Annotated in this window: 13 protein-coding genes and 1 pseudogene; 12 read left to right on the top strand and 2 right to left on the bottom strand. The window is 46.5% G+C overall.

The window, feature by feature from the left end; genetic code table 11:
* Nucleotides 1-154 precede the first annotated feature (154 nt).
* Genes addB through AC1MBV_RS03315 form a run of 4 tightly spaced genes read left to right on the top strand, consistent with a single transcriptional unit; the run spans nucleotide 155 to nucleotide 11981 of the window.
* The gene (gene addB / locus AC1MBV_RS03330) at nucleotides 155-3652 is read left to right on the top strand and encodes a helicase-exonuclease AddAB subunit AddB (protein WP_255747033.1); all 3498 of its coding nucleotides are present in this window, start codon (nucleotides 155-157) and stop codon (nucleotides 3650-3652) included.
* Nucleotides 3642-7388, top strand: a complete 3747-nt coding sequence (gene addA, locus AC1MBV_RS03325; RefSeq protein ID WP_255747034.1) for a helicase-exonuclease AddAB subunit AddA — start codon at nucleotides 3642-3644, stop codon at nucleotides 7386-7388. The genes addB and addA overlap by 11 nt, the downstream gene beginning before the upstream one ends.
* Nucleotides 7385-8590: an exonuclease SbcCD subunit D gene (locus AC1MBV_RS03320; protein ID WP_255747036.1), complete on the top strand. Its 1206-nt coding sequence runs from the start codon at nucleotides 7385-7387 to the stop codon at nucleotides 8588-8590. The genes addA and AC1MBV_RS03320 overlap by 4 nt, the downstream gene beginning before the upstream one ends.
* Nucleotides 8577-11981 carry an AAA family ATPase gene (locus AC1MBV_RS03315; protein ID WP_480947512.1) on the top strand — a complete coding sequence of 1135 codons (3405 nt, stop codon included), beginning with the start codon at nucleotides 8577-8579 and terminating at the stop codon, nucleotides 11979-11981. Before AC1MBV_RS03320 ends, AC1MBV_RS03315 begins: the two co-directional genes overlap by 14 nt.
* Nucleotides 11982-12132: 151 nt before the next feature.
* Here the strand turns inward: AC1MBV_RS03315 and AC1MBV_RS03310 are convergent, their stop codons facing one another.
* The gene (locus tag AC1MBV_RS03310) at nucleotides 12133-12753 is read right to left on the bottom strand and encodes a response regulator (protein WP_480947511.1); all 621 of its coding nucleotides are present in this window, start codon (nucleotides 12751-12753) and stop codon (nucleotides 12133-12135) included.
* Nucleotides 12750-13823, bottom strand: a complete 1074-nt coding sequence (locus tag AC1MBV_RS03305; RefSeq protein WP_480948252.1) for a sensor histidine kinase — start codon at nucleotides 13821-13823, stop codon at nucleotides 12750-12752. Before AC1MBV_RS03305 ends, AC1MBV_RS03310 begins: the two co-directional genes overlap by 4 nt.
* A 176-nt stretch (nucleotides 13824-13999) precedes the next feature.
* Here AC1MBV_RS03305 and AC1MBV_RS03300 point away from each other — a divergent pair, with 176 nt between their 5' ends.
* From AC1MBV_RS03300 to AC1MBV_RS03265, 8 genes and pseudogenes are all read left to right on the top strand, one after another.
* Nucleotides 14000-14932 carry an ABC transporter ATP-binding protein gene (locus AC1MBV_RS03300; RefSeq protein WP_480948251.1) on the top strand — a complete coding sequence of 311 codons (933 nt, stop codon included), beginning with the start codon at nucleotides 14000-14002 and terminating at the stop codon, nucleotides 14930-14932.
* A 6-nt stretch (nucleotides 14933-14938) separates the two neighbouring features.
* Nucleotides 14939-15925 (top strand): ABC transporter permease, encoded by a 987-nt coding sequence (locus AC1MBV_RS03295; protein WP_480947510.1) that lies wholly within the window; start codon nucleotides 14939-14941, stop codon nucleotides 15923-15925.
* 425 nt (nucleotides 15926-16350) lie between these two features.
* Nucleotides 16351-17727 carry a group II intron reverse transcriptase/maturase gene (ltrA, locus tag AC1MBV_RS03290; protein ID WP_480947509.1) on the top strand — a complete coding sequence of 459 codons (1377 nt, stop codon included), beginning with the start codon at nucleotides 16351-16353 and terminating at the stop codon, nucleotides 17725-17727.
* 65 nt (nucleotides 17728-17792) lie between these two features.
* Nucleotides 17793-18008, top strand: a complete 216-nt coding sequence (locus tag AC1MBV_RS03285) for a hypothetical protein (protein WP_480947508.1) — start codon at nucleotides 17793-17795, stop codon at nucleotides 18006-18008.
* Nucleotides 17995-19158 carry an ABC transporter permease gene (locus tag AC1MBV_RS03280; protein WP_255747048.1) on the top strand — a complete coding sequence of 388 codons (1164 nt, stop codon included), beginning with the start codon at nucleotides 17995-17997 and terminating at the stop codon, nucleotides 19156-19158. Before AC1MBV_RS03285 ends, AC1MBV_RS03280 begins: the two co-directional genes overlap by 14 nt.
* Nucleotides 19159-19369: 211 nt before the next feature.
* Nucleotides 19370-22933: pseudogene (nifJ, locus tag AC1MBV_RS03275) on the top strand (pyruvate:ferredoxin (flavodoxin) oxidoreductase); the annotation flags it as partial.
* Nucleotides 22934-23081: 148 nt separating this feature from the next.
* Nucleotides 23082-23687, top strand: a complete 606-nt coding sequence (locus tag AC1MBV_RS03270) for a TetR/AcrR family transcriptional regulator (RefSeq protein WP_480947507.1) — start codon at nucleotides 23082-23084, stop codon at nucleotides 23685-23687.
* 25 nt (nucleotides 23688-23712) lie between these two features.
* Nucleotides 23713-24195 (top strand): hypothetical protein, encoded by a 483-nt coding sequence (locus AC1MBV_RS03265; protein WP_255747053.1) that lies wholly within the window; start codon nucleotides 23713-23715, stop codon nucleotides 24193-24195.
* Nucleotides 24196-24252 lie beyond the last annotated feature (57 nt).

Below are 24252 nucleotides of genomic sequence, written 5' to 3'. Positions count from 1 at the left end.
GAATCTCTGCGGCTTTTTGTCAATGAATCTTCATTTAGCTGGTCAAGCGAATGAAAAGAACTGATGTTCTGTATATGCTATAATTATAGTAATTAACTTTCGAATTAACGATCTGTTCAGATCTATTTAGATACAATGAAACGGGGGGAGACTGATGTCTGTCCGATTTATATTGGGACGGCCGGGAACGGGTAAAACGGCGATGTGCTTATCTGAAATTCGCAGCCATCTGCGTGAACGGCCGGATGGGGAACCGCTCATTTATTTGGTTCCCGAACATATGACATTCAGCATGGAGTATGCACTGGCATCCACTGCGGGACTTGGCGGGATGACCCGATTGAATGTGTACAGCATGCCGCGTCTTGCACTGCGCGTCTTGCAGCAGGCAGGCGGAGCCACGCGAAAACACTTGAATGCGACCGGTGTGTCGATGCTGCTGCGCAAAATTGTTGAGCAGAATAAAACGAAACTTCGACTCTTTCAAAAGGCATCTCAGCAGAACGGCTTTTACGATCTGCTTGGCGATACGCTGATTGAATTTAAACGTTTTTGTCTTGAACCGGAAGCAATGATCACTGAAGCGGAACAACTTAAAGGAGACAGCGCGGAACGGCTCCTTCTGAAGGACAAGCTTCATGATTTGTCGCTCATCTATCAATCGTTCAGCCAAGCTCTGGAAGGAAAATATATTGATAGTGAGGATTATCTAAAGCTCATGGTGGAGCGAATGGATCACGCTGATTTTCTGAAACAGGCGGAAGTCTGGATTGACGGTTTTCAGACCATGACGCCGCAGGAAATGTTGGTGGTTGAACGGCTGATGGCAACATGCAGACGGGTCACCATTGCTTTAGGAACGGATCAGATCTACGATCGGGCACCGGATGAATTTTCTGTGTTTCGCCATCCCGCACTATTGTTTCTGCAGCTCAAGGAACGAGCAGAGATGAATGATCAAATGCTTGAACCCATTGTCTTTCAAACCGATGCATTACGGTATCAGTCAGTGTCTTTAAAAAATATGTGTCTGCATTTCGGACAGTATCCTTCTCAAGTAAGCCTGGAAACGGATGGAGTCACGATGACTGAAGCTGCAAATCGCCGTGAGGAAGTGGAGCAGGCGGCACGCAATATCATTCACTGTGCACGTGTCCATGGTGACCGTTTCCGTGAAATGACGGTGCTTGTCCGTAATCTGGCAGACTATCGCGATCTTGTTGAAACGATTTTCAAAGATTATCAGATTCCTTTTTTTATTGATCAAAAAAGTCCGATGAAACACCATCCTCTCATTGAATTTATTCGCTCAGTGCTGGAAACGATCCAACAAAATTGGCGTTATGAACCGATCTTCCGCTGCGTGAAAACTGATTTCTTGATTCCATTTGATTTCAATTTAAAGGAAGCCCGCGAAGGCATGGATCAGCTGGAAAACTATGTAATCGCACGCGGCTATTATGGGAAAAAGTGGACCGATGAAGATCCATGGCATTATCGGATCTACAGGGGGCTGGAGGAGCAAACGAGAGCACAATCAGAAGCTGAAGAACATGCAGAAAAGACGATCAATAAATACCGCATGCTTGTTGCACAGCCGATTGCTTCCTTGGAGCGACGATTAGGAGATGCGACGACGGTCTCCGAACAATGCGAAGCACTTTACCGTTTTCTGATCGATATGACCATTCCCGAAAAGCTCGAACGGCTGGCAAGAACAGCGGACCAACAGCAAAAGCTTTCCGAAGCAAAGGCACACGGACAGGCATGGAAAGCAGTTGTGGATCTGCTTGATCAATGTGTGGAAACAGCAGGAGACGAGCAGATGACGCTCGATCTGTTTATAAAGGTTGTCGACACGGGGCTTGATGCACTGGAATTTGCGATGGTCCCGCCGGCATTGGATCAAGTGCTGGTTGGCAGTTTAGATCGGATGCGGTCGTCAGAAATGAAGGATGTCCTCCTCCTGGGCGTTAATGAAGGGGTACTGCCGGCGAAACCAACAGATCAGGGACTGTTCTCCGGTAAGGATCGTGAACTGCTGCTCGATGAAGGCGTAACGGTGGCTGAAGGCGAATCAGAACAAATGGCTGGTGAGAATGAACTGATTTATCGCGCACTGACACTAGCAAGGAAGCGCCTTTTTATTTCTTATCCGCTCGCTTCTGAAGACGGCGAGTCGCTGAGACCCTCTCCACTCATTTCTCGACTGCGGCACTTTTACCCGGATTTGCAGGTGCAGCTGGCGCCCGCAGAACCAAGAACCCTGAAGGATGAGGAGCAGCTTGCATTCATCAATACACCAAGAAAAACGGTAAGTATTCTCTCCGCTCAAATTCGCGAATGGAAAAATGGGTATCCGATTGCCGAACTATGGTGGGATGCCTATAACTGGTTTACGGTGCATCGCGAGTGGGGCAGTGCGGCACACATGGCATTGGCCGGTCTGTTTGCACGCAATGATGAGCGTCTCAGCCCGGATTCGGCTCTTGCCTTATATGGGCAGACGATCCAGACGAGCGTTTCACGAATGGAAAAATTCAATTCCTGTCCATTTTCGCAATTTGCGTCTTATGGGCTCAATCTCAAGGAACGGGAAGCTTTTCAATTAGCCGCTCCTGATATCGGTCAGCTTTTTCATTTGGCGATTAAACAGATGACCGCTCAGATTATGAAGGAAAATCGAAGCTGGCAAGATCTATCGCCGGAGGAATGCGATCAATTGGCAGCAGGCACAGTAAATGAGCTTGCACCGAGTCTGCAGAGACAGATTCTGACCAGTTCGAACCGTTATCGATATCTGCAGCATAAGTTGGCACAGGTCGTGGCACGTGTGGCACGTGTCCTCCGCCGTCACGCATTGTCGAGTGGCTTTTCCCCAGTGAGTCTTGAGCTTCCTTTCGGTCCCGGCCGACCGCTGCCTCCGCTCAGCTTTCCTTTAAAACACGGAGCGAGAATGGATGTTGTCGGGCGAATCGATCGTGTGGATCAAGCCAAAGACGAACAGGGGCGGTTGCTTTTACGAATAATCGATTATAAATCGAGTTCGAAAACTCTTGATCTGTCAGAGATTTTTTACGGCCTTGCGCTTCAAATGCTGACCTATCTTGATGTCATCATCACGTATTCGAAACAATGGCTGGGTTCTGAAGCTGATCCTGCAGGTGTGCTTTATTTCCATGTGCATAACCCTGTATTGAATTTGGATGAAAAACTGCCGGAGGATCAGCTGGAACGTGAACTCTACAAGCACTTTAAAATGAAAGGTTTACTTCTTGAAGATGAAGACGCGCTGCTCCTGACAGATAAGACTGCAGAAGGAAAGATTTCGGATGTTGCGCCATTCGGCATTAAAAAGAACGGGGATTTCTACAAAAGTTCGTCACTCGCAGGTGTGCAGGAGTTCAAAACACTTCGACGCTACACTCGCGAGGTGATGACGGACGTCGGTTGTAAAATTATTGACGGCGATGTGTCGATCACCCCCTTTAAAATGAATGGGCAAGTCCCATGTACCTACTGCTCATTTCGTCCGGTTTGCCGTTTTGATCAATCACAACCTGGCAATCAGTATCGCTTGTTGAAAAAGATGAAGGACGAGGATGTCTTAGGCAAATTGGCGAAGTTGGAGGAGAAACCGGATGAGCACTAACCCGAAAGAAAGAAAATGGACAGAGGCACAATGGCGTGCAATAACAGAACGTGGTCATGATTTGCTTGTCGCTGCAGCAGCAGGTTCCGGAAAAACCGCAGTTCTTGTTGAACGTATCATCCAAAAAATGACGGATTTGGATCAACGTGTGAATATCGATGACTTGCTGATTGTTACCTTTACAAAAGCAGCGGCGTCTGAAATGCGCGAGCGTATTGGACAGGCAATCGAAAAGCGGTTGGTTGATGAGCCTGAAAATTTATTCTTGCGGAGGCAGCAGGGGCTGCTTGGCAAAGCGTCAATCATGACTCTGCACGCCTTTTGCATGTCGGTCGTCAAGCAATACTATTATTTTCTTGATCTTGATCCAGGCTTCCGCCTGCTTGATGAAACGGAGGCAGCGCTGATGCGTGAGGAGGTCTTGGATGATCTTCTCGAAAAGTATTATGCAGCAGACGATCCGGAATTCTATCGTTTGGTGGATCGCTATTCAAGTGACCGAAGCGATGATGCATTGAATCATTTGCTTTTACGTATTTATGAATTTTCGATGAGTCATCCCTGGCCGGAGCATTGGCTGGATCAAATGGCTGAAGCCTATCGTGTGGACAGTGCAAGGGGACTGGATCAATTCGGATGGCTGTCTGATTTGAAGAAGGCATTATGGCGCACGATTTCCGGAGCAGTCCATAGTCTTCAAGATGCGATACGGTTGTGCGGCGAACCGGGAGGTCCTGCGGCTTACGCGGAGACTTTGACTGAAGATTTGGCGGCACTGCAGCAAATTCTATCTAAGGTAGACTCAGATTGGGAGACGCTTCGTTCTGTGTGTCTGACCGTGTCATTTGGCAAGCTGAAGGCGATTCGCGGTAAAGAGGTTGACGCAGCGCTCAAGGATCAAGTAAAGAAAATACGAGATAAGATTAAGACCACAGTTGCTGAGCTGCAGCAGCAATGGTTTTCGCGCTCTTCTGAAGAATGTCTGAACGATCTAAGTGATATGGCACCTTCTGTTGATCTGATCATTGAGCTTGTAAAGGCATTCACCAAGCAGTTTAAAAAGGAAAAAAGGCGCAAAGCCGTTCTCGATTTTTCCGATCTGGAGCATGAATGTCTCACTGTTTTGCGCGGCGAAGGGTCTTCGACGAATCACGAGGTGCCGTCTGTGGTTGCCGAACAGTTCCGCGCGCAATTCAATGAAGTAATGATTGACGAATATCAAGATACCAACCGTGTTCAGGAAACGATTATTCAATTAATTACTAAAGACAGTACCCATGGAGGCAATCTCTTCATGGTTGGCGATGTAAAACAGAGTATCTATGGATTTCGATTAGCCGAACCAGGACTCTTTATTGAAAAATATAAACTGTTTTCCGCGCCGGAAAGCGATGGACAAGTTATTGATCTGTCAAACAACTTCCGCAGCAGGCAGGAAATCGTCGACGGAGCGAATTTTCTTTTTCGACAAACCATGGACGAGGCGGTCGGCGGTGTGATTTATGATGCCGCAGCAGAATTGCGCTGCGGGGCGAGCTACCCTCAGGAGAGCCGTCCAATTGATCTGGAAATGATTAATCGCGCTGGTGCTGAAGATGAAGATTCGGAGGGCGCAGACGATCTGGACTCCTCGGAACTTGAGGCGAGTGCGATCGGCGATCGAATTCAGGCGATGATCGGCGACGGAACATCCCCGTCCTACCAAGTCTTTGATCGTGATTTAGGACATATGCGTCAAATCCGCTATCGAGATATTGCGATTCTGCTGCGCTCTGCAAGCACATCCGCGGCAGTCATGAAAGATGTGCTCGGACGCCGCGCTATTCCCGCTTATGCAGAGTTATCCAGAGGCTATTTTGACACGGTGGAAGTGTCGGTCATGCTCTCTGTTCTGCAAGTGATTGACAACCCGGAGCAGGATATACCGCTCGCGGCAGTTCTGCGTTCCCCGATCATCGGGTTAAACGCGGATGAATTGGCTGCCATCCGTATGTCTGATCGGGAATCAGGTTTTTATCATGCCTTAAAACGTTATACAGAAGACAATGAACAAGATTTAGCACAACGATTGAGTTTATTTCTTGAAAAGGTTGAAGAGTGGCGTGATTTTTCTAAAAATCATTCGGTTGCTGAATTAATTTGGCAAATTTATCGCGATACCGGTTATTACGACTATGTCGGCGGATTGACTGGAGGCACGCAGCGCCAGGCAAATCTGAAAGCTTTCTACGATCGCGCGCGTCAATATGAAAAAACGACATTTCGCGGACTGTTTCGGTTTCTCAGATTTATTGAAAGAATGAGAGAAAACGGCGGCGATCTTGGGGAAGCACGTGCACTTAGTGAGCAGGAAGATGTTGTTCGCATTATGACCATCCATAAAAGCAAGGGATTGGAATTCCCTGTTGTTTTTGTTGCGGGTATGAATAAACGGTTCAACATGCGTGACACCGCTGAACCAGCACTTTTGCACAAAGATTTGGGATTCGGTACGAAATGGATTAATCCCGACATGCGTACCAGTGTTCCCACGCTGCCTTATTTGGCGATCAAAGAACGAATGAAAGCGGATGCGACTGCTGAAGAATTACGTATTTTATATGTCGCGGTTACGCGGGCAAAAGAAAAACTGATTCTGATTGGAACCGTTAAAGACGCGAAAAAACAAATAGAGAAATTCAGACCTGTTCTGCAAACCAGGGAGTGGCTGCTTCCGGAAGATGCGCGTGCGTCTGCCGTAACCTTCTTTGATTGGATTCTCCCGGCAGTTGCGCGTCATCACGCAGCTGAAGCACTTCATGACTTGCTGGATGATCAGCCTGATAAGAGAGCAGTATCAATGGACCCCTCTTCATGGATCGTACAGATTATTGCTGCTTCAGGACTTACTCAAGCAGAGGATCATCGTCAGGCCGTGAATCGGGAACGTCTGCAGAGACTTCATCAAGGTAAAGCTGTCGTTTCCCATTCCGGATTTCAGGATGAGGTCGCAAAGCGTCTCGAGTGGTCGTATCCCGATTTTGCGGCCACCACATCAATGGCGAAACAGACGGTTACGGAAATTAAAGCACAGCAAGACTACTTCAGCGATGGGACCGATGATCGCCTGCTTAGCGACCCGGAACATTTTTCCTCGATCGGCAGAGACCGTCCACAATTCCTGCAGCAATCTGCACTCTCTGCAACTGAGCGAGGTACCGCACTTCACTTGTTTATGCAGCATCTAAATTTAAATAAAGTCGATGATCAGGAGCAGCTTCAGGAACAAGGCCGCGTGCTTGTAGAAAATGAAGTGATTACTGACGTGCAGGAGCAGAGTTTCGATTATGAAGCAGTATATCAATTTTTCCAGACACCGATCGGAGAAAAGATGCGAGCAGCGAGTAAAGTTGTCCGAGAATGTCCGTTCAGTCTTGCTTTATCGACAGATGATGTTTATCCAACATGGAAACGATCAAATCATCAAGAATCGGTGCTCGTTCAAGGCGTTATTGATTGCATTATTGAAGATAAAGACGGATTAATTCTTTTGGATTATAAAACCGATCACCTTTCCGGTCGTTTTCCTGATCAGGAAACTGCTGCAGCTGAACTGAAACGTCGTTATGAAGTGCAGCTCGATCTGTACAGACAAGCCATTGAACAAATTTGGAAGCAGAAAGTAGCACTTGTCGGTCTTTATGCTTTTGATATTGGCTGCTTTATCGATCTGACAAGCGGGGGGAATCAGTCATGAAACTTTTGCACACAGCCGACTGGCATCTTGGGCGCAGTCTTGAGGGCCGCTCAAGAGCAGAGGAACAGGAGCAGGTTATGGATGAAATCTGCTGCATTGCGGACGAAGAAAATGTCGACGCGATTCTGATGGCGGGCGACGTCTTTGACACGGTTAATCCTCCTGCTGCTAGCGAAGCACTTTTTTACGAAACCGCGCAGCGCTTGTCACTCGGCGGAAAACGTCCTGTTCTGATCATTGCCGGTAATCATGACAGTCCGGAGCGGCTGGAGGCTTCCAGGCCACTCGCCGGAAGGCAGGGCATAACCATTGTCGGTCGGCCAGTGCTTAAGCCCCTGGTCATCCCGATCAAAAGGACAGACGAGACACTCGTGCTCGGGTGTGTTCCTTATCCTTCCGAATCCCGCTTAAATGAATGTCTCAGTGAAATCAATGATGAAGACATGATTAAGGCTGCATATAACGAACGTCTTGCTGCGCTTTTTCGTGAGCAGGCAAAGTCGTTTAATAAGGATGCAGTGAACATTTTGATGACTCATCTTTTTGCAGCAGGAGGCAAAGAATCTGATTCTGAACGGCCGATTCAAGTAGGCGGTGCTTATACAGTCCATCCATCTGCTTTTCCTCGTTCTGCTCAATATGTTGCGCTCGGACATCTGCACCGACCGCAAAACTTATTGGACTCACCGGTTCCGGCAAGATATGCCGGATCGCCGCTTGCTTATAGTTTTTCAGAAGCCGGCAGGCCTAAATCAATTAGTATTCTTGAGGGTATGCCTGGTGCACCGCTTGCATTAAGAGAGATTGAACTTAAATCGGGTCGTCCGCTGACTCGATGGCATGCGGAGAATGGCTTAAATGAAGTGCATCAGTGGATTGATGAAGCACGTGATCCTGAAGCATGGATTGATTTGGAAATCCGGCTGGATGAAGCCATGAGCATGCATGACATTCAAGCACTACGTAAAGCACGTCCGCGGATCGTCACCATAAGACCGATATACAACAGTGTTGAAGAAGACAAAGAACGTTCTGAACGTTCTAATCTGCCTATTGATGAACTTTTTGTTCGATTTTATAAAAAGCAGACAGATGGCGCTGAGCCTGGTACCGATCTTATTCGTCTATTCATGCAGCTGATTGACGAGGATGAAGCCGCGCGTGAAGTTGCGGCGGGGAGGGTTCCGAATGAAACCGATTGAATTGACCTTAAACGGATTGAATAGTTTTCGTGAGGAACAGCATATTGACTTTGAAGCGTTGTGTGCGGACGGATTATTCGGCATTTTCGGTCCGACAGGAAGCGGAAAATCGACGATTTTGGATGGAATTACGCTCGCACTTTATGGAACGGTGGAGCGTGCGGCAAATAACACATCCGGGATCTTAAATCAGCTTGAAGAACAGATGTCGGTTGGTTTCACCTTTGAACTTTCCGGAGATAAAACGGAACGATACCGCGCGGAACGCAGCTATAAGCGCACAAAGGACGGCGGTTTGCGTCTGGCAAGCTGCCGTTTGCTGAAGCTTGACGCCGTCAATGAGGTGATTGCTGATAAAGAACGTGATTTGACGCGTTCCGTACAAGAGATTCTTGGATTGACACATGATGATTTTACAAGGGCGGTTGTGCTGCCTCAAGGTAAATTCGCTGAATTTTTGACACTCAAAGGTAATGATCGTCGCAAGATGCTCCAACGGCTCTTTCATCTTGAAAAATATGGTGATGAATTATCTGCACGTCTGAAACGAGCATTCGACGAACGGAAACAGCAGCTCCAGATTATTGTTGAGAAGCAGGCAATGCTTGGTGATGCATCTATAGAGGCGGTCAACGCGGCAATCAAACGATGCACAGAGATTGAGCATGAACTCACTTTATCGCGGACTAAGCTTGAGCACGTGGAAGCTGAGAAGCAATTATTTGAGCAGATCTACAGCATGATTGAAGACAAGGAAGCAAAGACTCAGGTACTTCAGGAGTTGATCCGGGAAAAGGACAACTATGAAACAATAAGGATCAAGCTTGATCGTAATGAGGCAGCGGATAAGTTGATGCCTTACCTAGAGGCGTTGAGCGATACAGAGTTGGAAGCGACAAAGGCAAAAAATGAACACGTGGAAGCACGACGCCGATTTGATCTTGAAAAGGCACAGCTTGAAGCGGTAAAAAAGAAACGTGAAGGCATAAAGAAAAATTTGGATGAGCAAATGCCGAAGCTTGATGAGAGTAAACAAAAATTTCTCCAAGGCGCATCGATTCAAAATCAGCTTAAGAGTGAATTGAACGCTTTGCAAGAGCTCCAAACAGAAAAAAAATCGCTCGAGCAAAAACGAGGCAAGGCGCGAACAGCACTAGAGCAAGAGCAGAAGCACTTTAATGAAATGAAGGCGAGCCTGGATAAGAAAGAGCGTGAACTGACGGCACTGGAAGTGCCAAGCGACAGACGAACGCTCATTCAACAAGCTCTGCAAGAAAAAAAAGAGATCGATACTCTAGATGTTTATCTTAGCGAGAAACGCGGTGAATGGATTCAACTGCGCGACACACTTGAAAAATGCGAACAGGAAATCAAGCATCTTGAAAGTGAGCAGGAGCAGATTAATAAAAAAGATTCATCGCTTTTCAATCAAAATCAGGAAATTTATAACCGCGCTGTTAATACAAGCAGGCTCATTCGATCTGCGCAGACATTTGTTGACATGCAAAACAAAGGAATTGAGCAAGAACGCGACCGGATCAATCGCCATAATCTGTCGTTGCAATTGGTTGCTGCACTGCGTGACGGCGAGCCGTGCCCGGTATGCGGCGCGCTTCACCATCCAACTCCGGTGGCAGGAGATGAAATGCTTTCAGAGACTGAAATTGATGCAAAGAGAACTTTTTATCAGAAAACAACTGAATTCTTAATGAATCAACTTCAGGAAACCAGAATCTGCACAGCACAATTAGAGCAGCAGGCGAAAGCCTTTCCCGCTTCTGTGCAGGCAGCATCACCGTCTAGTCGAGAAAATCATGACATGGATCAATCAGTTGATTTCGCAGAATGGGAGCGTTCCGGTATAAAGGATCTGCTCAATCGAATCACGCTCGCGATTAAAGAGGAGAAACAGGATCAGCTGCAGGTTGCGGATCAATTGGCGACGCAGCTGGACCGAGCGCGTACTATCGAATCACAACACTCGACATGTGATGCTCGATCTGCCATGTACATAGAAAAGATGTCGTCCCTTAAAGACCAAGCAATCGAAAGAAAACGGGAACGTGATCTGCGGTTAAATGAATGGAATACCCGCTTTTCTTCATTCAAAAAAGTACAGGAAGAGGCTAACGCGATCCGTGAATCTGATCAAAAGGCGGAGCACTTGCGCTTGGAGGTACAGCGGATGAAAAAAGACCTTGGCCAACTTGAACAAAAAGCTGGTCAAGATCAGGAGGCCTTAGGCAGCCTTGACGAGCAATGGAGCGAAGGGGTCGGCAGACAGGAAGCGGCAGAGAGATCGTTGCTTCAGTGGCGCGACCAATTACACGCGCTGGAATTAAGCGAAGATATGGCACTGAAACAATTGGCACTCGATGTTGAGCAGGAAATGGTCCGATTGAAACAAGAAATGGAATCTGCCGAACGCATTACTCAAGCCGCAATAGACACGTATCACCGTGTTGATAAGGACTGTACAAATGCTTCTGCACGAGAGGAACGGGCGGAAAAGACATATCAATCAGCAAGTGCAAAATGGGAGGAACGGCTCGCTGCTTCCCAATTTGAAAAGCGTGATCAAGTACAAAAGGCTCACTTAAGCGATGACGTGCGGGTCAAGCTTTCTGAAAATCTGATAAGCTATGAAGAAAAGACAACAAAGCTTTCTTCTGAAATTCAGTCAATCTCTGAAAAACTCGGTGATCAATCGGTTTCTAAAAATCAACTGGATGAATTGCGACAGCAGTGGATGGAACTGAAGGAGAAGGTGCAGTCACTGATAGAACGCGTTGGCGCCGCTTCAAAAGAACGAGAAAATCTAGAGAAAGATCATAAATTGTTCCTTAAGCTGGAATCGGAACGAAAGAAAAATCAGAAGGCTTCCGATCAGTATGAAAAATTGCAACGCGTTTTTCGCGGCAATGCATTTGTCGAATTCGTTGCGGAAGAGCAGCTTCAACAGGTTTGCGCCGCCGCATCGAAACGGCTTGGTGAACTGACACATGACCGTTATGTACTTGAAGTAGATGAGGACGGCGGTTTTGTTATTCGAGACAATGGGAACGGCGGTGTTTATCGCCCGGTTTCGTCTTTATCAGGAGGAGAAACGTTTTTAACCTCGCTTGCTCTGGCTTTGTCTCTTTCAGAACAGATCCAGCTCCGGGGCAATGTTCCGCTTCAATTCTTTTTTCTTGATGAGGGCTTTGGTTCGCTCGACCCCGAGCTTCTTGATACAGTGGTTACCGCACTCGAAAAGCTGCATATGCGGCGTTTAGCAATCGGTGTCATCAGCCACGTGCCTGAGATGCGTGAGCGACTGCCGCGACGATTAATTGTTTCGCCTGCGGTCCCATCGGGCAGAGGAAGTCGCGTGCACATGGAAATGCTCTGAAATCTAAATAAAGTGTTTTGATCAATTAAAGCCGAAAAAAGGCGGTTCAGCATTCATTAATTGAATGCTGAACCGCCTTTTTAACGATTAATGCAGCAGACCTGTATTCGCAATCATACGCAACACTGCCCAAATAAGATGTTCATTTTACTCAAAGCTGTTTGTAGTAGAAAATGGCGAGCTGGGTGCGGTCGCGCAGCGCCAACTTTTCAAGGATTGTGCTGATATAATTGCGTACCGTACCCTCGCTGAGAAAAAGGTTTTGCGCGATTTCACGGTTGGATTTGCCGTTTGCTACTTGTTTAATGATAGAAAGTTCGCGTTCGCTCAGTTTAAACTGGCTGAAATTCGGCTGTTCTTTTTGTTTCATCAATGAGGGGATTTTACTGACGATGGCATCGCCGAATACACGCTGACCACTGAAAACAGCCTTCAGAGCCGGAACGATACTCTCAAAATTCTGCTTCAAAATATAGCCTTTGGCACCTATACGAAGAGCTTCGACAATGTAATCGTCATCCGAAAAAGTGGTCAAAAAAAGAATTTTTGCTTCAGAATTCTCTCCTAGCAAGACCTTGGCCGCTTCAATCCCTGTCATTCCGTCCATCCGGATATCCATGAGTAAAATGTCGGGGGTAAGTTCGCGATAAAGGGCAACCGCTTCGGTCCCAGAGTTGCCGATTCCCGAGACATGAACCGTAGAATCCGCCTCAAGAATCGTTTTGAGCGATGAGGAGACAAGCCGATCATCATCGACAATCAGTACATTCATGATCCTTCTTCCTCCTTAGGTATCGATATGAAGAGTTCAAATCCGTTCTTTGTTTCGATATTGAGAAGACCGTTAAATGCTTCGGCACGATCTCTTATATTCTTTAAACCGATTCCGTTATTCGGATCATAGTTTCGCACCCGCCCGTTATCGGAAATGATCAATTGATAAAATGCAGGATGTTCGCGGAGCGTAATTGCCGCACGTGTGGCAGCAGAATGCCGGACGATGTTGGATAAGCCCTCTTTTACGATCGAGATCAACGCATAGGTTAACTTGCTTCCCGGCGTGTTTTGGACAGAATAATCGAAGGCTAGCGGACAAAAGGTGAATTTATGATTCAGATCAACGAGCTGAGTACGCAGATCAATGGACTCGTCATGGAGGTCGTGAACGCTTGCTCTGATGCTCGTCATCGCTTCTGAAAGGGTATCCTTCAGAGTGGAGAGTGCTTCCTTCGTTTGCGGATCCTGCTTCACAGCGAGAAAAGCGCCAATTTGCAGCAGTGCACGCGACAGCAGATGTCCCACGCTGTCATGGATTTCACGCGCAATTCGGTTGCGTTCGCCAAGCGTTGCCATTGTTAATTCGGTATCCTGTTTCTTCAGCAAATCCTGATTTTGTTTCTTTAAACGCAAAGACATTTCTTTTGTCGTATCACGCAGATTATAATAACGTTCTGCAAGTTGGTTAAATGCAATCGTTCTGTATTTTAATAGAGCGGAAAAAACAAAAAGTGCGCAGAGTGCTGTATCCGCAGCCAAAGGAGCATTCGGGAAAAAGAGTGTTAAAGGCAGCAGCGCTAGCAAGCAAAACCATTGTTTCTTTGAAAAAAGCAGATCATAGCAGACTAATGGCAGAAAAACACAAGCCCACGGCAAGAGCAGTGCGATGAACAAAAAGAATGCAGTCAGAATGATTTGCCAACGACTCTGATCAAAATAGCTGAGCAGACAGGTGAAAATGACAGCAAGCAGAATCGGGACAACATCACTATCAAACGTCCGGCCGAACAGGTATACGGCAAGACAGCAAATAAGAAGGATTAATTTATCAATAATATGATTCATAGCCACCGTCCGTCTTCGTTCATTCCTTTTATGTTTTCATTTAACCATTTTTTCTCTGTGCGCACAATTCCAAATGGGGAATGATGACAATTGTCATGAACATCGATGATGAACGGCACTTACATCGATATAACGAAGCAGCTAAACTGAATACAGATAGGAAGGGAGACACGAAAATGATGATTCATGTGAAGAATTTGGTGAAAAGGTACGGAGACCTTGTCGCTCTGGATCATTTATCTTTAGATATTAAAGAAGGAGAAATCTTCGGTCTGCTTGGTCCGAACGGTTCCGGTAAAAGCACGGCGATCAACTGCATTCTGTCATTGCTGAGCTATGACAAAGGAGAAATTGAAATTTTCGGTAAGAAAATGACGCCGGATGCTTACGCTATCAAACGCGATATCGGTATTGTTATGCAGAACGTCGCGGTATTCGACGAATTAACGGTGTATGAAAATATCAATTATTTTTGCGGCCTTTATGTTCGAGACAAGGCAGAGCGAAAGCAGCTGGTCGAAGAAGCGATTGCTTTTGTTGAGCTTGAGGATTTTCGAAAGTTTTATCCGAAGAAATTGAGCGGCGGCCTTTTGCGCCGATTGAATATCGCTTGTGGAATCGCTCATAAACCGAAGCTCATTTTCTTAGATGAACCAACTGTTGCCGTTGATCCGCAAAGTCGAAATAAAATACTTGAGGGTATCGAGAAACTAAACGCACAGGGAGCGACCATTGTTTATACCTCCCATTACATGGAGGAAGTAGAGCAGATCTGCTCAAAAATTGTCATCCTGGACAAGGGCCGGGTCATTGCCTCAGGAACTAAGGAGGAGCTGAAGGCAATGATTACGCTAGGTGAAAAGATCACCGTAGAAACGTTCTCGATTGAAGAAACGCAGCTGTGTCAATTGCGCGCGCTTCCCGGTGTTGTTTCGGTTGATAAGATTGATAAACGTTTAATCATCAAATCAGGAAAGGGAACGAACAATCTCGAGTCTGTCCTTAACTTTTTGAAAAACAATCAAATTGGATTTGGTCGTATTTATTCTGAATTGCCGACTCTGAATGATGTTTTTCTTGAAATAACCGGGAAGCAGCTTCGCGACTGAGAGGAGATGAATCAAATGTTTGCGCATGTGTTCCGTTATCGATTTAAGTGCTTAATCAGAGACAAACAGTTGGTGTTTTGGACACTCCTTTTCCCCATTCTGCTTGCTACATTTTTCTACTTAGCCTTTATGAACTTGAATGACGATGAGGCCTTTCATCCTATTGACGCAGCAGTTGTTGTCAGCGGTCACAATCAGTACGATGCCCCGTTTAAATCAGCATTGAACAGTGTTTCGAAAGGGAAAAATCGCTTGTTTAATATGAAGGCGGCGTCGAATCAGGAAGAGGCAGCTGAATGGCTGAAGCAGGGGAAGATTGACGGTTATTATACAAGCGGAAAGACGATTAAATTGACCGTAAAGGAATCCGGATTCAATCAGAGCATAATGACAACCTTTGCCGATCAATATCGTTCCAGTAACTCCGCTGTCATGCAAATCGCGTCTGATCATCCTGAAGCCTTGCAGAACGGATTGTTGAATGATGTCGGCAACCGTCAAAATTATGTCAAGGAGATTTCGGGTGGAAGCGCGGAACCGAATAATATATTGAATTATTTTTATTCCTTAATTGCGATGGCCTGTCTCTATGGAAGTTTCTGGGGCATGAAAGAGGTCAGCGATATTCAGGCGAATATCACTGACCGCGCCGCACGTGTAAATATGGCGCCGGTACACAAACTTAAGGCATTTATTGCCGGCAGTTCAGCCGCTCTGGTCATTCTTTACACAGAAATTCTCATTTTGCTTACTTATTTGCGCTTCGGATTGAACATCAGCTTCGGTCCGCGCACAGGGTATGTCTTATTGACCGCGCTCGTCGGCAGCGTGCTCGGCCTATCATTCGGGGCATTTATCAGTGCGCTCATTAAAAAAGGCGGAGGACTGAAAGTCGCTATTTTAATGGTTGTAACCATGGTCGGCTCGTTTCTCTCGGGAATGATGTTCTTAGATATGAAGTATAGAGCGACCGAGCAAGGTCGTGCCTTATAGCGGGTGGGAAGCCCGTCGGAAAAGAGCTAGCCACTCATCCGTAGCGAGTCTTGGAGAACGAAAGGCAACTTTGGTTTTTAAGCGTAGACAGCGAGCCAGTGGGCCGTAAGCCAAGTGGTTGAAGGGATTGAGCCTCGAAAACTTATGAAATGGGAATGCCGATGGCGTTATACTTCCAGAAGGCAACACGCCAGACATCGTTAAGGCAAGAGGTCTGGGGGTTCCCCGGGGTCAGAGACCATGGCACGCTGAGCATCAATAAGGTACGGCAACTCGGGAGATCCCAGCGGGTCTTTCGAAAGAAAGTATAGCGAACCAAGCAATCAAATGTAAGGACGTTAAATGTCTGCTGGGAAGTCGGAGGAAGCACATAGTACCCATGATATCGGGTAATGCCGGTTGAGGGAAGGTGTTTTCCCTTGTTTATGAATCTTATCTGGGACACATCGGCACACACAGAGGTGACAGTAGAGATGACTACAAAACAGGTAAGAATAGCAGAGCTAGCGAAGGAAAATCCGAAGATGGCCTTCACCTCTCTGGCTCATTTATTGAGCGTAGAGGAATTGAGGGTCTGTCACCGGGAACTGCAGGGAAACAAAGCAGCGGGCATCGATCAGATGACGAAGGCAAGCTATCAAGAACATCTTGATGAACACCTTGCCGATCTGGATAAGCGCCTGAAGCAGAAAAGCTATCGGCCGCTCCCTGTCCGGCGGACATATATTGATAAACCGGGAACAAAGAAGAAACGCCCACTGGGCATCCCTGCCTATGAGGATAAAATTGTTCAGCGGGGTCTGGCGAAGATCCTTAATGCCATCTATGAGCAAGACTTTCTTAACTGTTCCTTCGGTTTCCGCCCAAATAGGAACTGCCATGATGCACTTAAAGTCCTGAATGTCTTCATTGAAAAGAAGTACACGAACTACATTGTTGATGTGGACATCAGGGGCTTTTTCGATCATGTCGACCATCAATGGATGATGCGTTTTCTCAAGCTACGGATCAAGGATCCAAGCTTTCTGAGGCTCATTGCCCGTTTTCTAAAAGCGGGTTACATGGAGAAGGAAACTTGGCACGCAAGCGAACAAGGGACGCCGCAAGGCGGACTGATCTCGCCGATCCTAGCTAACGTCTATCTGCACTATGTGATTGACCTATGGTTTACGAAAGCGGTGAAGAAACAGTGCCAGGGACAGGCTTATCTGGTGCGCTATGCCGATGACTTTGTCTGTTGTTTTCAGTATAAACAGGAAGCCCAACGATTCTATTGCGATCTGAAGCGGCGCCTAGAAAAATTTAACTTGGCGCTTGCGGAGGAGAAAGCGAGGATCATCCCTTTCGGACGATTCGCTCAGGAAAATGCCAAGAGAAATGGAAACAGGAAGCCAAAGACTTTTGACTTCCTGGGATTCACCCACTATTGTGGGCAAAGTAAAAGCGGACATTTTCGAGTCAAGAGGAAAAGCAGCCGAAAGAAAGTGGGTGCCAAACTCAAAGCCTATTCGCAGTGGCTGAAAGGCCATCGGACCCAAGAGATTGACTTCATCATGGATCGGCTCAAGAGGTCATTGACCGGCTATTACAACTACTATTGTATCACCGATAACAGTCTAAGCGTGAGCGCTTTTCGATTGCAGGTGATTCGGTTGTTGTATAAATGGTTAAACAGAAGGAGCCAGAAACGATCGTTCACATGGGAAAAATTTAATCAATTTCTCAAACGCTTCCCTCTGCCGCAACCGCGAATCAAGGTCAATATTTATCAACTTCGGTCGGAGCTGAGCTACATTCTGTGAACCATGAACAAGAAGAGCCGTGTGCGTAAATAGCGCACGCACGGTTCCGTGAGGGGACAGAAGATGTGAATCGCTGTCCTACTCGACTAATTGCCGAATACCTTCCGCCACTCGTTTGGCTGAATCCGGTAAACCTGCTGACCGACGCATTCTACGCGCTCTATTATTATGATTCTTTAAATCGGTATGCCTTGAACGTAGGCGCAATGCTCCTTTTTATCGTTCTATTCAGCGCCGCGACCTATCTGATCGTCAGGAGGCGGAAATATGCCAGTCTTTAAGCTATGTTTGAAAATTTTCCTGCACAACTGGATCTCAGTCTCTATTTATATCGTTATCTTTCTAGCCATCTCGATTGCACTGGCAACGAATGGCACGTCAGAACTAAGTAACGGTTATTCTCAAAAGAAAGCTAAAGTGGCATTCATTTCGGAGGAAAAGACCCCTCTGACTGAAGCTTTTCGCCATGAGTTGTCGCGCAGCGCTCAGTTTGTCAATTTGCCCGATCGTACGGAAGAACTCCAGGACGCCCTGTTTTTCCGTCAGGTCACTTATATTTTACGCATTCCTAAGGGCTTCACGGACAGTGTGCTGAACGGAGGATCGGCGCAAATGAAGAAAACCGTTGTGCCCGGATCGATTCAGAATGCCTATGTCGACATTAATGTCGACCAATATTGGAACTTGGCGCGACTCTACGCGAAGCATGAACCAGGTATAAGCCAAGAGGAGCTGGCAGAACGCCTCCAAGAAAATTTATCCGGCGAGACACCTGTACAGATTAAAGCACATCAGAGTGCAAAAACCTCGGGGAGTTTTTCCTTATACTATTTCAATTATTTTGCCTATGCTTTATCTGCCGTTCTTATCATGGGCATTTCGACGATCATGATTGTTTTCAACAAACAGGATTTGAGCCGCCGGCATCGCTGCTCGCCGCTTTCCGCCGGCAGCGTTAATGCTCAGCTGATTATGGCGAATCTATTGTTTGCGGCTATCGCTTGGGTCATTTTGATTGCATTTGATTTTCTGCTGGACACCGGCAGCTACAGTACACAAAATATCATTTACTTCCTAATTAATTCCTTAGTATTTACGGGTTGTATGACCAGTATGAGTTATTTGATCGGTACTTTGATGAAAAATCTTGAGGCGATGTCCGCAGTCTGCAATGTGATTACGCTTGGCCCTTGCTTTATAAGCGGGGTGTTCGTTCCACAGGAATTCTTGAATGATACGGTGCTTAAGCTTGCCAGCTTCACACCGACGTATTGGTATGTGCAGGCCAATGCTCATATCGCTAAGCTCACTCAATTTGGATGGTCTGATCTTTCATCTATTATTTATAGCATGACTGTGGTGATTGCTTTCGCTGTCGCCTTCGCTGCACTTTCTCTTGTGATCGGCAAAAGAAAACGATTAATGGACTAGCATGCGGTTCGATACAAATTGCAAGAAAGGCTGTTTTCCGGAACTATTTCGGGAAACAGTCTTTTTTTTGTATAAATTGTGCGATTTTTATCACAGCATACATAGTTGCTTGTACTTTTGAAGCGCTAAAATAGAAAAGGATTGATATAGAGATAAGTAGATTTAATAGAGGCGTGTTCTAAATACGCGATTTGATGGAGAGGAAGAGAAAATGACCAATAAAAAAACGATGGATGGCAATACGGCGGCTGCGTATGTATCCTATGCATTCACCGAAGTAGCATCCATTTATCCGATCACTCCAAGCTCGCCCATGGCCGAAATGGTCGACGAGTGGTCCGCCCAAGGCAAAAAGAATATCTTTGGAAGTCCGGTCCGTGTTGTTGAAATGCAATCTGAAGCAGGTGCGTCCGGCACGGTTCACGGTTCGTTAAAAACAGGAACGTTTACATCTACATATACATCATCGCAAGGTTTGCTGCTGATGATACCGAATATGTATAAAATTGCCGGGGAACTGCTTCCGGCTGTCTTTAATGTTGCAGCACGCGCAGTGAGCTCTAATGCGTTATGCATTTTTGGCGACCATTCGGACGTCATGGCAACACGTGCGACCGGATTTGCCATGCTCGCTGAAGGCAGTGTTCAGGAAGTTATGGATCTTTCGACAGTTGCACATCTCGCTACGGTTGAGGCATCGATTCCTTTTGTAAACTTTTTCGATGGCTTCCGTACGAGTCATGAAATTCAAAAAATTGATGTGATCGACCATGACGATTTTAAGCGATTGCTGAATCATGATACGGTGGCTGCGTTTCGTCGGAGAGGCATGAGCCCGAATCACCCGACAGCAACCGGATCGAGCCAGAGTCCGGATCTCTTCTTTCAACAGAGGGAGGCGGTTAACAGCTATTATGACCGAGTGCCTGAAATTGTCGCTCACTATATGCAAGAAATAAATAAGTTGAGAGGCACGAATTATGATCTCGTCAATTACTATGGAGCACCGGATGCTACGCGTGTGATTGTGGCCATGGGCTCGGCAACCTCGGTGATTGAACAGGCAATTGATCATCTGACTGAACAAGGCGAGAAAGTCGGCTTGCTGTCCGTCCATTTATACCGCCCGTTTCCGACAGAAAAGCTGTTGGAAAAGCTTCCTGAAACGGTTGAAAATATTGCTGTTCTGGATCGGACAAAGGAACCGGGAGCTTCAGGAGAACCGTTGCTGCTTGATGTTCAAAGTGCTCTGTATGAAAGCGACCGCCATCCGCGAGTGATCGGCGGACGTTATGGGCTCGGTTCTAAGGACGTGACTCCGTCGGACATTTTAGCCGTATACGCACATCTTGGCAGCGCGCATCCGAAGAAACGATTTACAATCGGCATTGATGACGATGTAACACACCTGTCGCTTCCGGCTTTTCCAAGTCTGGATTTGACGCCAAAGGGTACCTTCCAAGCGAAGTTTTGGGGCTTTGGGTCTGATGGTACGGTCGGCGCAAATAAAGCGTCGATAAAATTAATCGGCGACCATACCGATCTTAATGTTCAAGGCTATTTTTCCTACGATTCGAAAAAATCCGGCGGCCTCACGGTATCGCATCTTCGTTTCGGGGATCAACCGATTAAATCGGCCTATTTGGTTGAACATGCGGATTTTATTGCCTGCCATGCATCGTCGTATTTGCGCTCCTATGATCTTCTCAAGGGTTTGAAAACAGGCGGAACTTTTCTACTGAACACGATCTGGGATGACGACCACTTGGAAGCCCATTTACCGAAGTCAATGAAGCGTTATTTAGCAAAAAATAGGATTCGCTTTTACACAATCAATGCAATCGGCCTTGCCGGTAAAATCGGGCTGGGACGCAGAATTAATACGATCATGCAAACCGCCTTTTTCAAGCTGACCAATATTGTACCGTTTGCTGACGCCATTGAGTGGCTTCGGCAATCTGCAATAAAGACCTACGGCCGCAAGTCGATGGCGATCGCACAGCTGAATGTGGACGCAATCAATCAAACGGTGGATTTGCTTCATGAGGTAACGATTCCGCAGCAATGGGGTGAAGCGGATGACAAGCCAAAACCAATGAGTATGAATTCAGTTAAAAAGCAGCCGGATTATGTCTTGAATATCTTAAAGCCGATGAACCGCGAGGAAGGCGGCAAGATTAAAGTAAGCACACTGCTGAAGGAAAATATGGCGGACGGCAGTATGCCGCTGGGCACATCTGCCTATGAAAAGCGAAACGTTGCGCTGCAGGTTCCGGAATGGGACCCGAAGTTTTGCATCAATTGCAATCAGTGTGCGTTCGTCTGTCCGCATGCAGCGATCCGGCCGTTTCTTGCCAATGGAGAAGAGATGGAGAAGGCGCCGGAAGGCTTTATTGTCCGGACGATGCGCGGTGCAGACGGACTGAACTATCGCATTCAAGTTTCCGTTGCGGATTGTACCGGATGCGGATTATGTGTTGAAGCTTGCCCGAAGGCTGGAACAGCGCTGTTTATGAAACCGGCGGAGTCACAGCAGGATCAGGCGGTCAATTGGGCGTTCGCGATGACACTTAAGGCAAAGACTAATCCGGTGAAGAAAGCGACCATTCAAGGATCACAATTCGAACAGCCGCTGCTGGAATTCTCAGGCGCATGCTCCGGATGCGGCGAAACGCCTTATATAAAACTATTAACGCAGCTCTTTGGCGACCGGATGATGATCGCAAATGCAACCGGTTGTTCCTCAATATGGGGAGCATCCAATCCCGTTGTTCCTTACACGACAAATCAACAGGGCCACGGACCTGCTTGGTCAAACTCACTCTTCGAAGATAATGCCGAGTTCGGTCTCGGTATGAAGCTTGCGCGTGATACAAGGCGTACACGGCTTGCTGATCAAATGAAGGACGTAGTGCAATGTGATGAAGTCAGTGACGGCTTAAAGGACTTGATGAACGAATGGATCGAAAAGATGACGGAAAGCGAAGCAACAAGGGATCGTGCGGAAAAACTCGAGCTCGGATTGCTTCAGGAGAAGGATCATCTGCCACTGCTTGAAACCATTTACCAAGAACGCGATCTCTTTATTAAAACAAGCCAATGGATTATTGGCGGCGATGGTTGGGCGTACGATATTGACTTTGGCGGAATCGACCATGTCATTGCCAGCGGGGCGGACGTCAACATTCTGATCACGGATAATGAAGTATACGCCAACACAGGCGGACAATCGTCAAAAGGAACCCCGGCAGCGGCTATTGCTCAGTTTGCCGCAGGCGGTAAGCGGACGGCGAAAAAGGATTTGGGCATGATGGCGATTAATTATGGCCATGTTTACGTGGCGCAAATCGCTTCGGGAGCGAACAAGATGCAGACAATCAAGGCGCTCACGGAGGCGGAACGCTATCCGGGACCTTCTGTAGTCATCGCTTATACGCCTTGTATATCACACGGTCTGCGAGGTGGATTAACCAACGCACTTGCTGAAGCGACGGATGCCGTGAAATCCGGATACTGGTCGCTTTACCGCTATGATCCCGAGCGCAAGGTCAAAGGCGAACCGCCGATGCAGCTTGATTTCAAACGACCGCAATTTGATGAATTAACTGATTTTATGATGAAACAAACACGTTTTTCTGCCTTGAAAAAGGTTAATTCTGAAATCGCTGATCGGTTATTTGAAAAAACGAAACAAGATGCAGAAAAAAGATTCTTTCACTATGCCCGCTTAACCGGACAGGAAGAAAAAATTAAAGAGAGTCTCGCCGCATTGAAAAAATAATTATTGATAGTTAACCGTCTGTTCATAGCGAACGGACGGTTTTTTATTTGTCAAATTTTAAATGAATGTAAATCTTTCAAATCAGAATTGACCGAAAGACGAATAAACAGATATAATGAAGGTAACGAACGATCGTTAGGTGATGGATATGTTAACAAAACAGAAGATATTTGCTTGTGCTCTGGAGCTTTTTTCGATGAGCGGATTCAATGGGGTATCCATGCGCGACATTGCGCAAAAAGTCGGAATCAAAGGAAGCTCGATCTATAATCATTACAACGGAAAAAAGGCAATCATGGATGATATTTGTGAAACATTTGCTCAAACACTGGATGTGTCCCGGCCACCTTTATCGCAAATTGATCAGATGCTCGATCAAATGAACGCAGTTGAACTCTTTCAATCCTTAATTAGGGCATATGGCGAGAAGATCAATAAAACTTGGACTCAGATGGCAAGAATCATTTTTTCCGAACATTTTTATAATGAAACAGCCGGGGAGGTATTTAAGAAGGAGCTCATTCAAGAAAATATCGCCTATTACGTTTCAGTTTTAACAATTATGGAGCAGAGAAAGAAAATCAAGAAATGCAGGAAAGAACTCATTGCAACGCTTTTCAACAATGAGCAGCTTATGCTCAGTATGCAATACGCGCACTGCACATCGGACACAGAACGAGCTGAACTCGCAGCCGTGATGATGGCAAGCGCCGACTATTTATTTGCTGGACTTGAAATGTACGACTAAAAATTAATTCATTGGAGGATTTATCATGACCGAAACGAACAATGGAAAGACAATTTCTTGCTTCATTTTGATCATCTTGCATTTCTTTCTTGGTGTCGGTGCAGTTTTTGGCGGTGGTGCATTAATTCTATCGCCAGATGGAACACTGCTGCATATGCCGCTTGAGTTGCTGAAATACACGGCTTTCGATTCATTTCTGATTCCGGGTATCATCCTGTTTTCTGTTCTCGGTCTCTATCCGATCTATATCGCATTCCTGCTGATCTTTGAAAAACCGATGCTTATTGGAGAACGTATCCGATTTGATTCTTCAGCTTCCGGTGCGTGGAACCATTCACTTTACATTGGGTTCCTCCTGATCGGATGGATAACGATTGAGGCCTATCTTATGCACGACATTGTGTTTATCCATGTCTTCTACATCTTTCTTGGGCTTGCCATCCAAGCGGTGACCGTGCTTCCCTCGGTGAAAAAGCATTATTCCATTAGTGGGCTGGGCAAACGGTAAACAAAAAGCATTGCAAACTCAATTAATGAATTTGCGATGCTTAAGACTCAATCTAAT

This window comes from Sporolactobacillus sp. PKPK-6 (genome assembly GCF_056678885.1).
This window is presented reverse-complemented; position numbering and strand designations above follow the sequence as displayed.

Coding starts and splice junctions, on each gene's coding strand:
- AC1MBV_RS03295 (WP_480947510.1), top strand. CDS start 14,939: ATGAATCAAATGTTTGCGCATGTGTTCCGTTATCGATTTAAGTGCTTA.
- addB (WP_255747033.1), top strand. CDS start 155: ATGTCTGTCCGATTTATATTGGGACGGCCGGGAACGGGTAAAACGGCG.
- AC1MBV_RS03310 (WP_480947511.1), bottom strand. CDS start 12,753: ATGAATGTACTGATTGTCGATGATGATCGGCTTGTCTCCTCATCGCTC.
- AC1MBV_RS03320 (WP_255747036.1), top strand. CDS start 7,385: ATGAAACTTTTGCACACAGCCGACTGGCATCTTGGGCGCAGTCTTGAG.
- AC1MBV_RS03280 (WP_255747048.1), top strand. CDS start 17,995: ATGCCAGTCTTTAAGCTATGTTTGAAAATTTTCCTGCACAACTGGATC.
- AC1MBV_RS03265 (WP_255747053.1), top strand. CDS start 23,713: ATGACCGAAACGAACAATGGAAAGACAATTTCTTGCTTCATTTTGATC.
- ltrA (WP_480947509.1), top strand. CDS start 16,351: ATGAATCTTATCTGGGACACATCGGCACACACAGAGGTGACAGTAGAG.
- AC1MBV_RS03315 (WP_480947512.1), top strand. CDS start 8,577: ATGAAACCGATTGAATTGACCTTAAACGGATTGAATAGTTTTCGTGAG.
- AC1MBV_RS03300 (WP_480948251.1), top strand. CDS start 14,000: ATGATGATTCATGTGAAGAATTTGGTGAAAAGGTACGGAGACCTTGTC.
- AC1MBV_RS03305 (WP_480948252.1), bottom strand. CDS start 13,823: ATGAATCATATTATTGATAAATTAATCCTTCTTATTTGCTGTCTTGCC.
- AC1MBV_RS03270 (WP_480947507.1), top strand. CDS start 23,082: ATGGATATGTTAACAAAACAGAAGATATTTGCTTGTGCTCTGGAGCTT.
- addA (WP_255747034.1), top strand. CDS start 3,642: ATGAGCACTAACCCGAAAGAAAGAAAATGGACAGAGGCACAATGGCGT.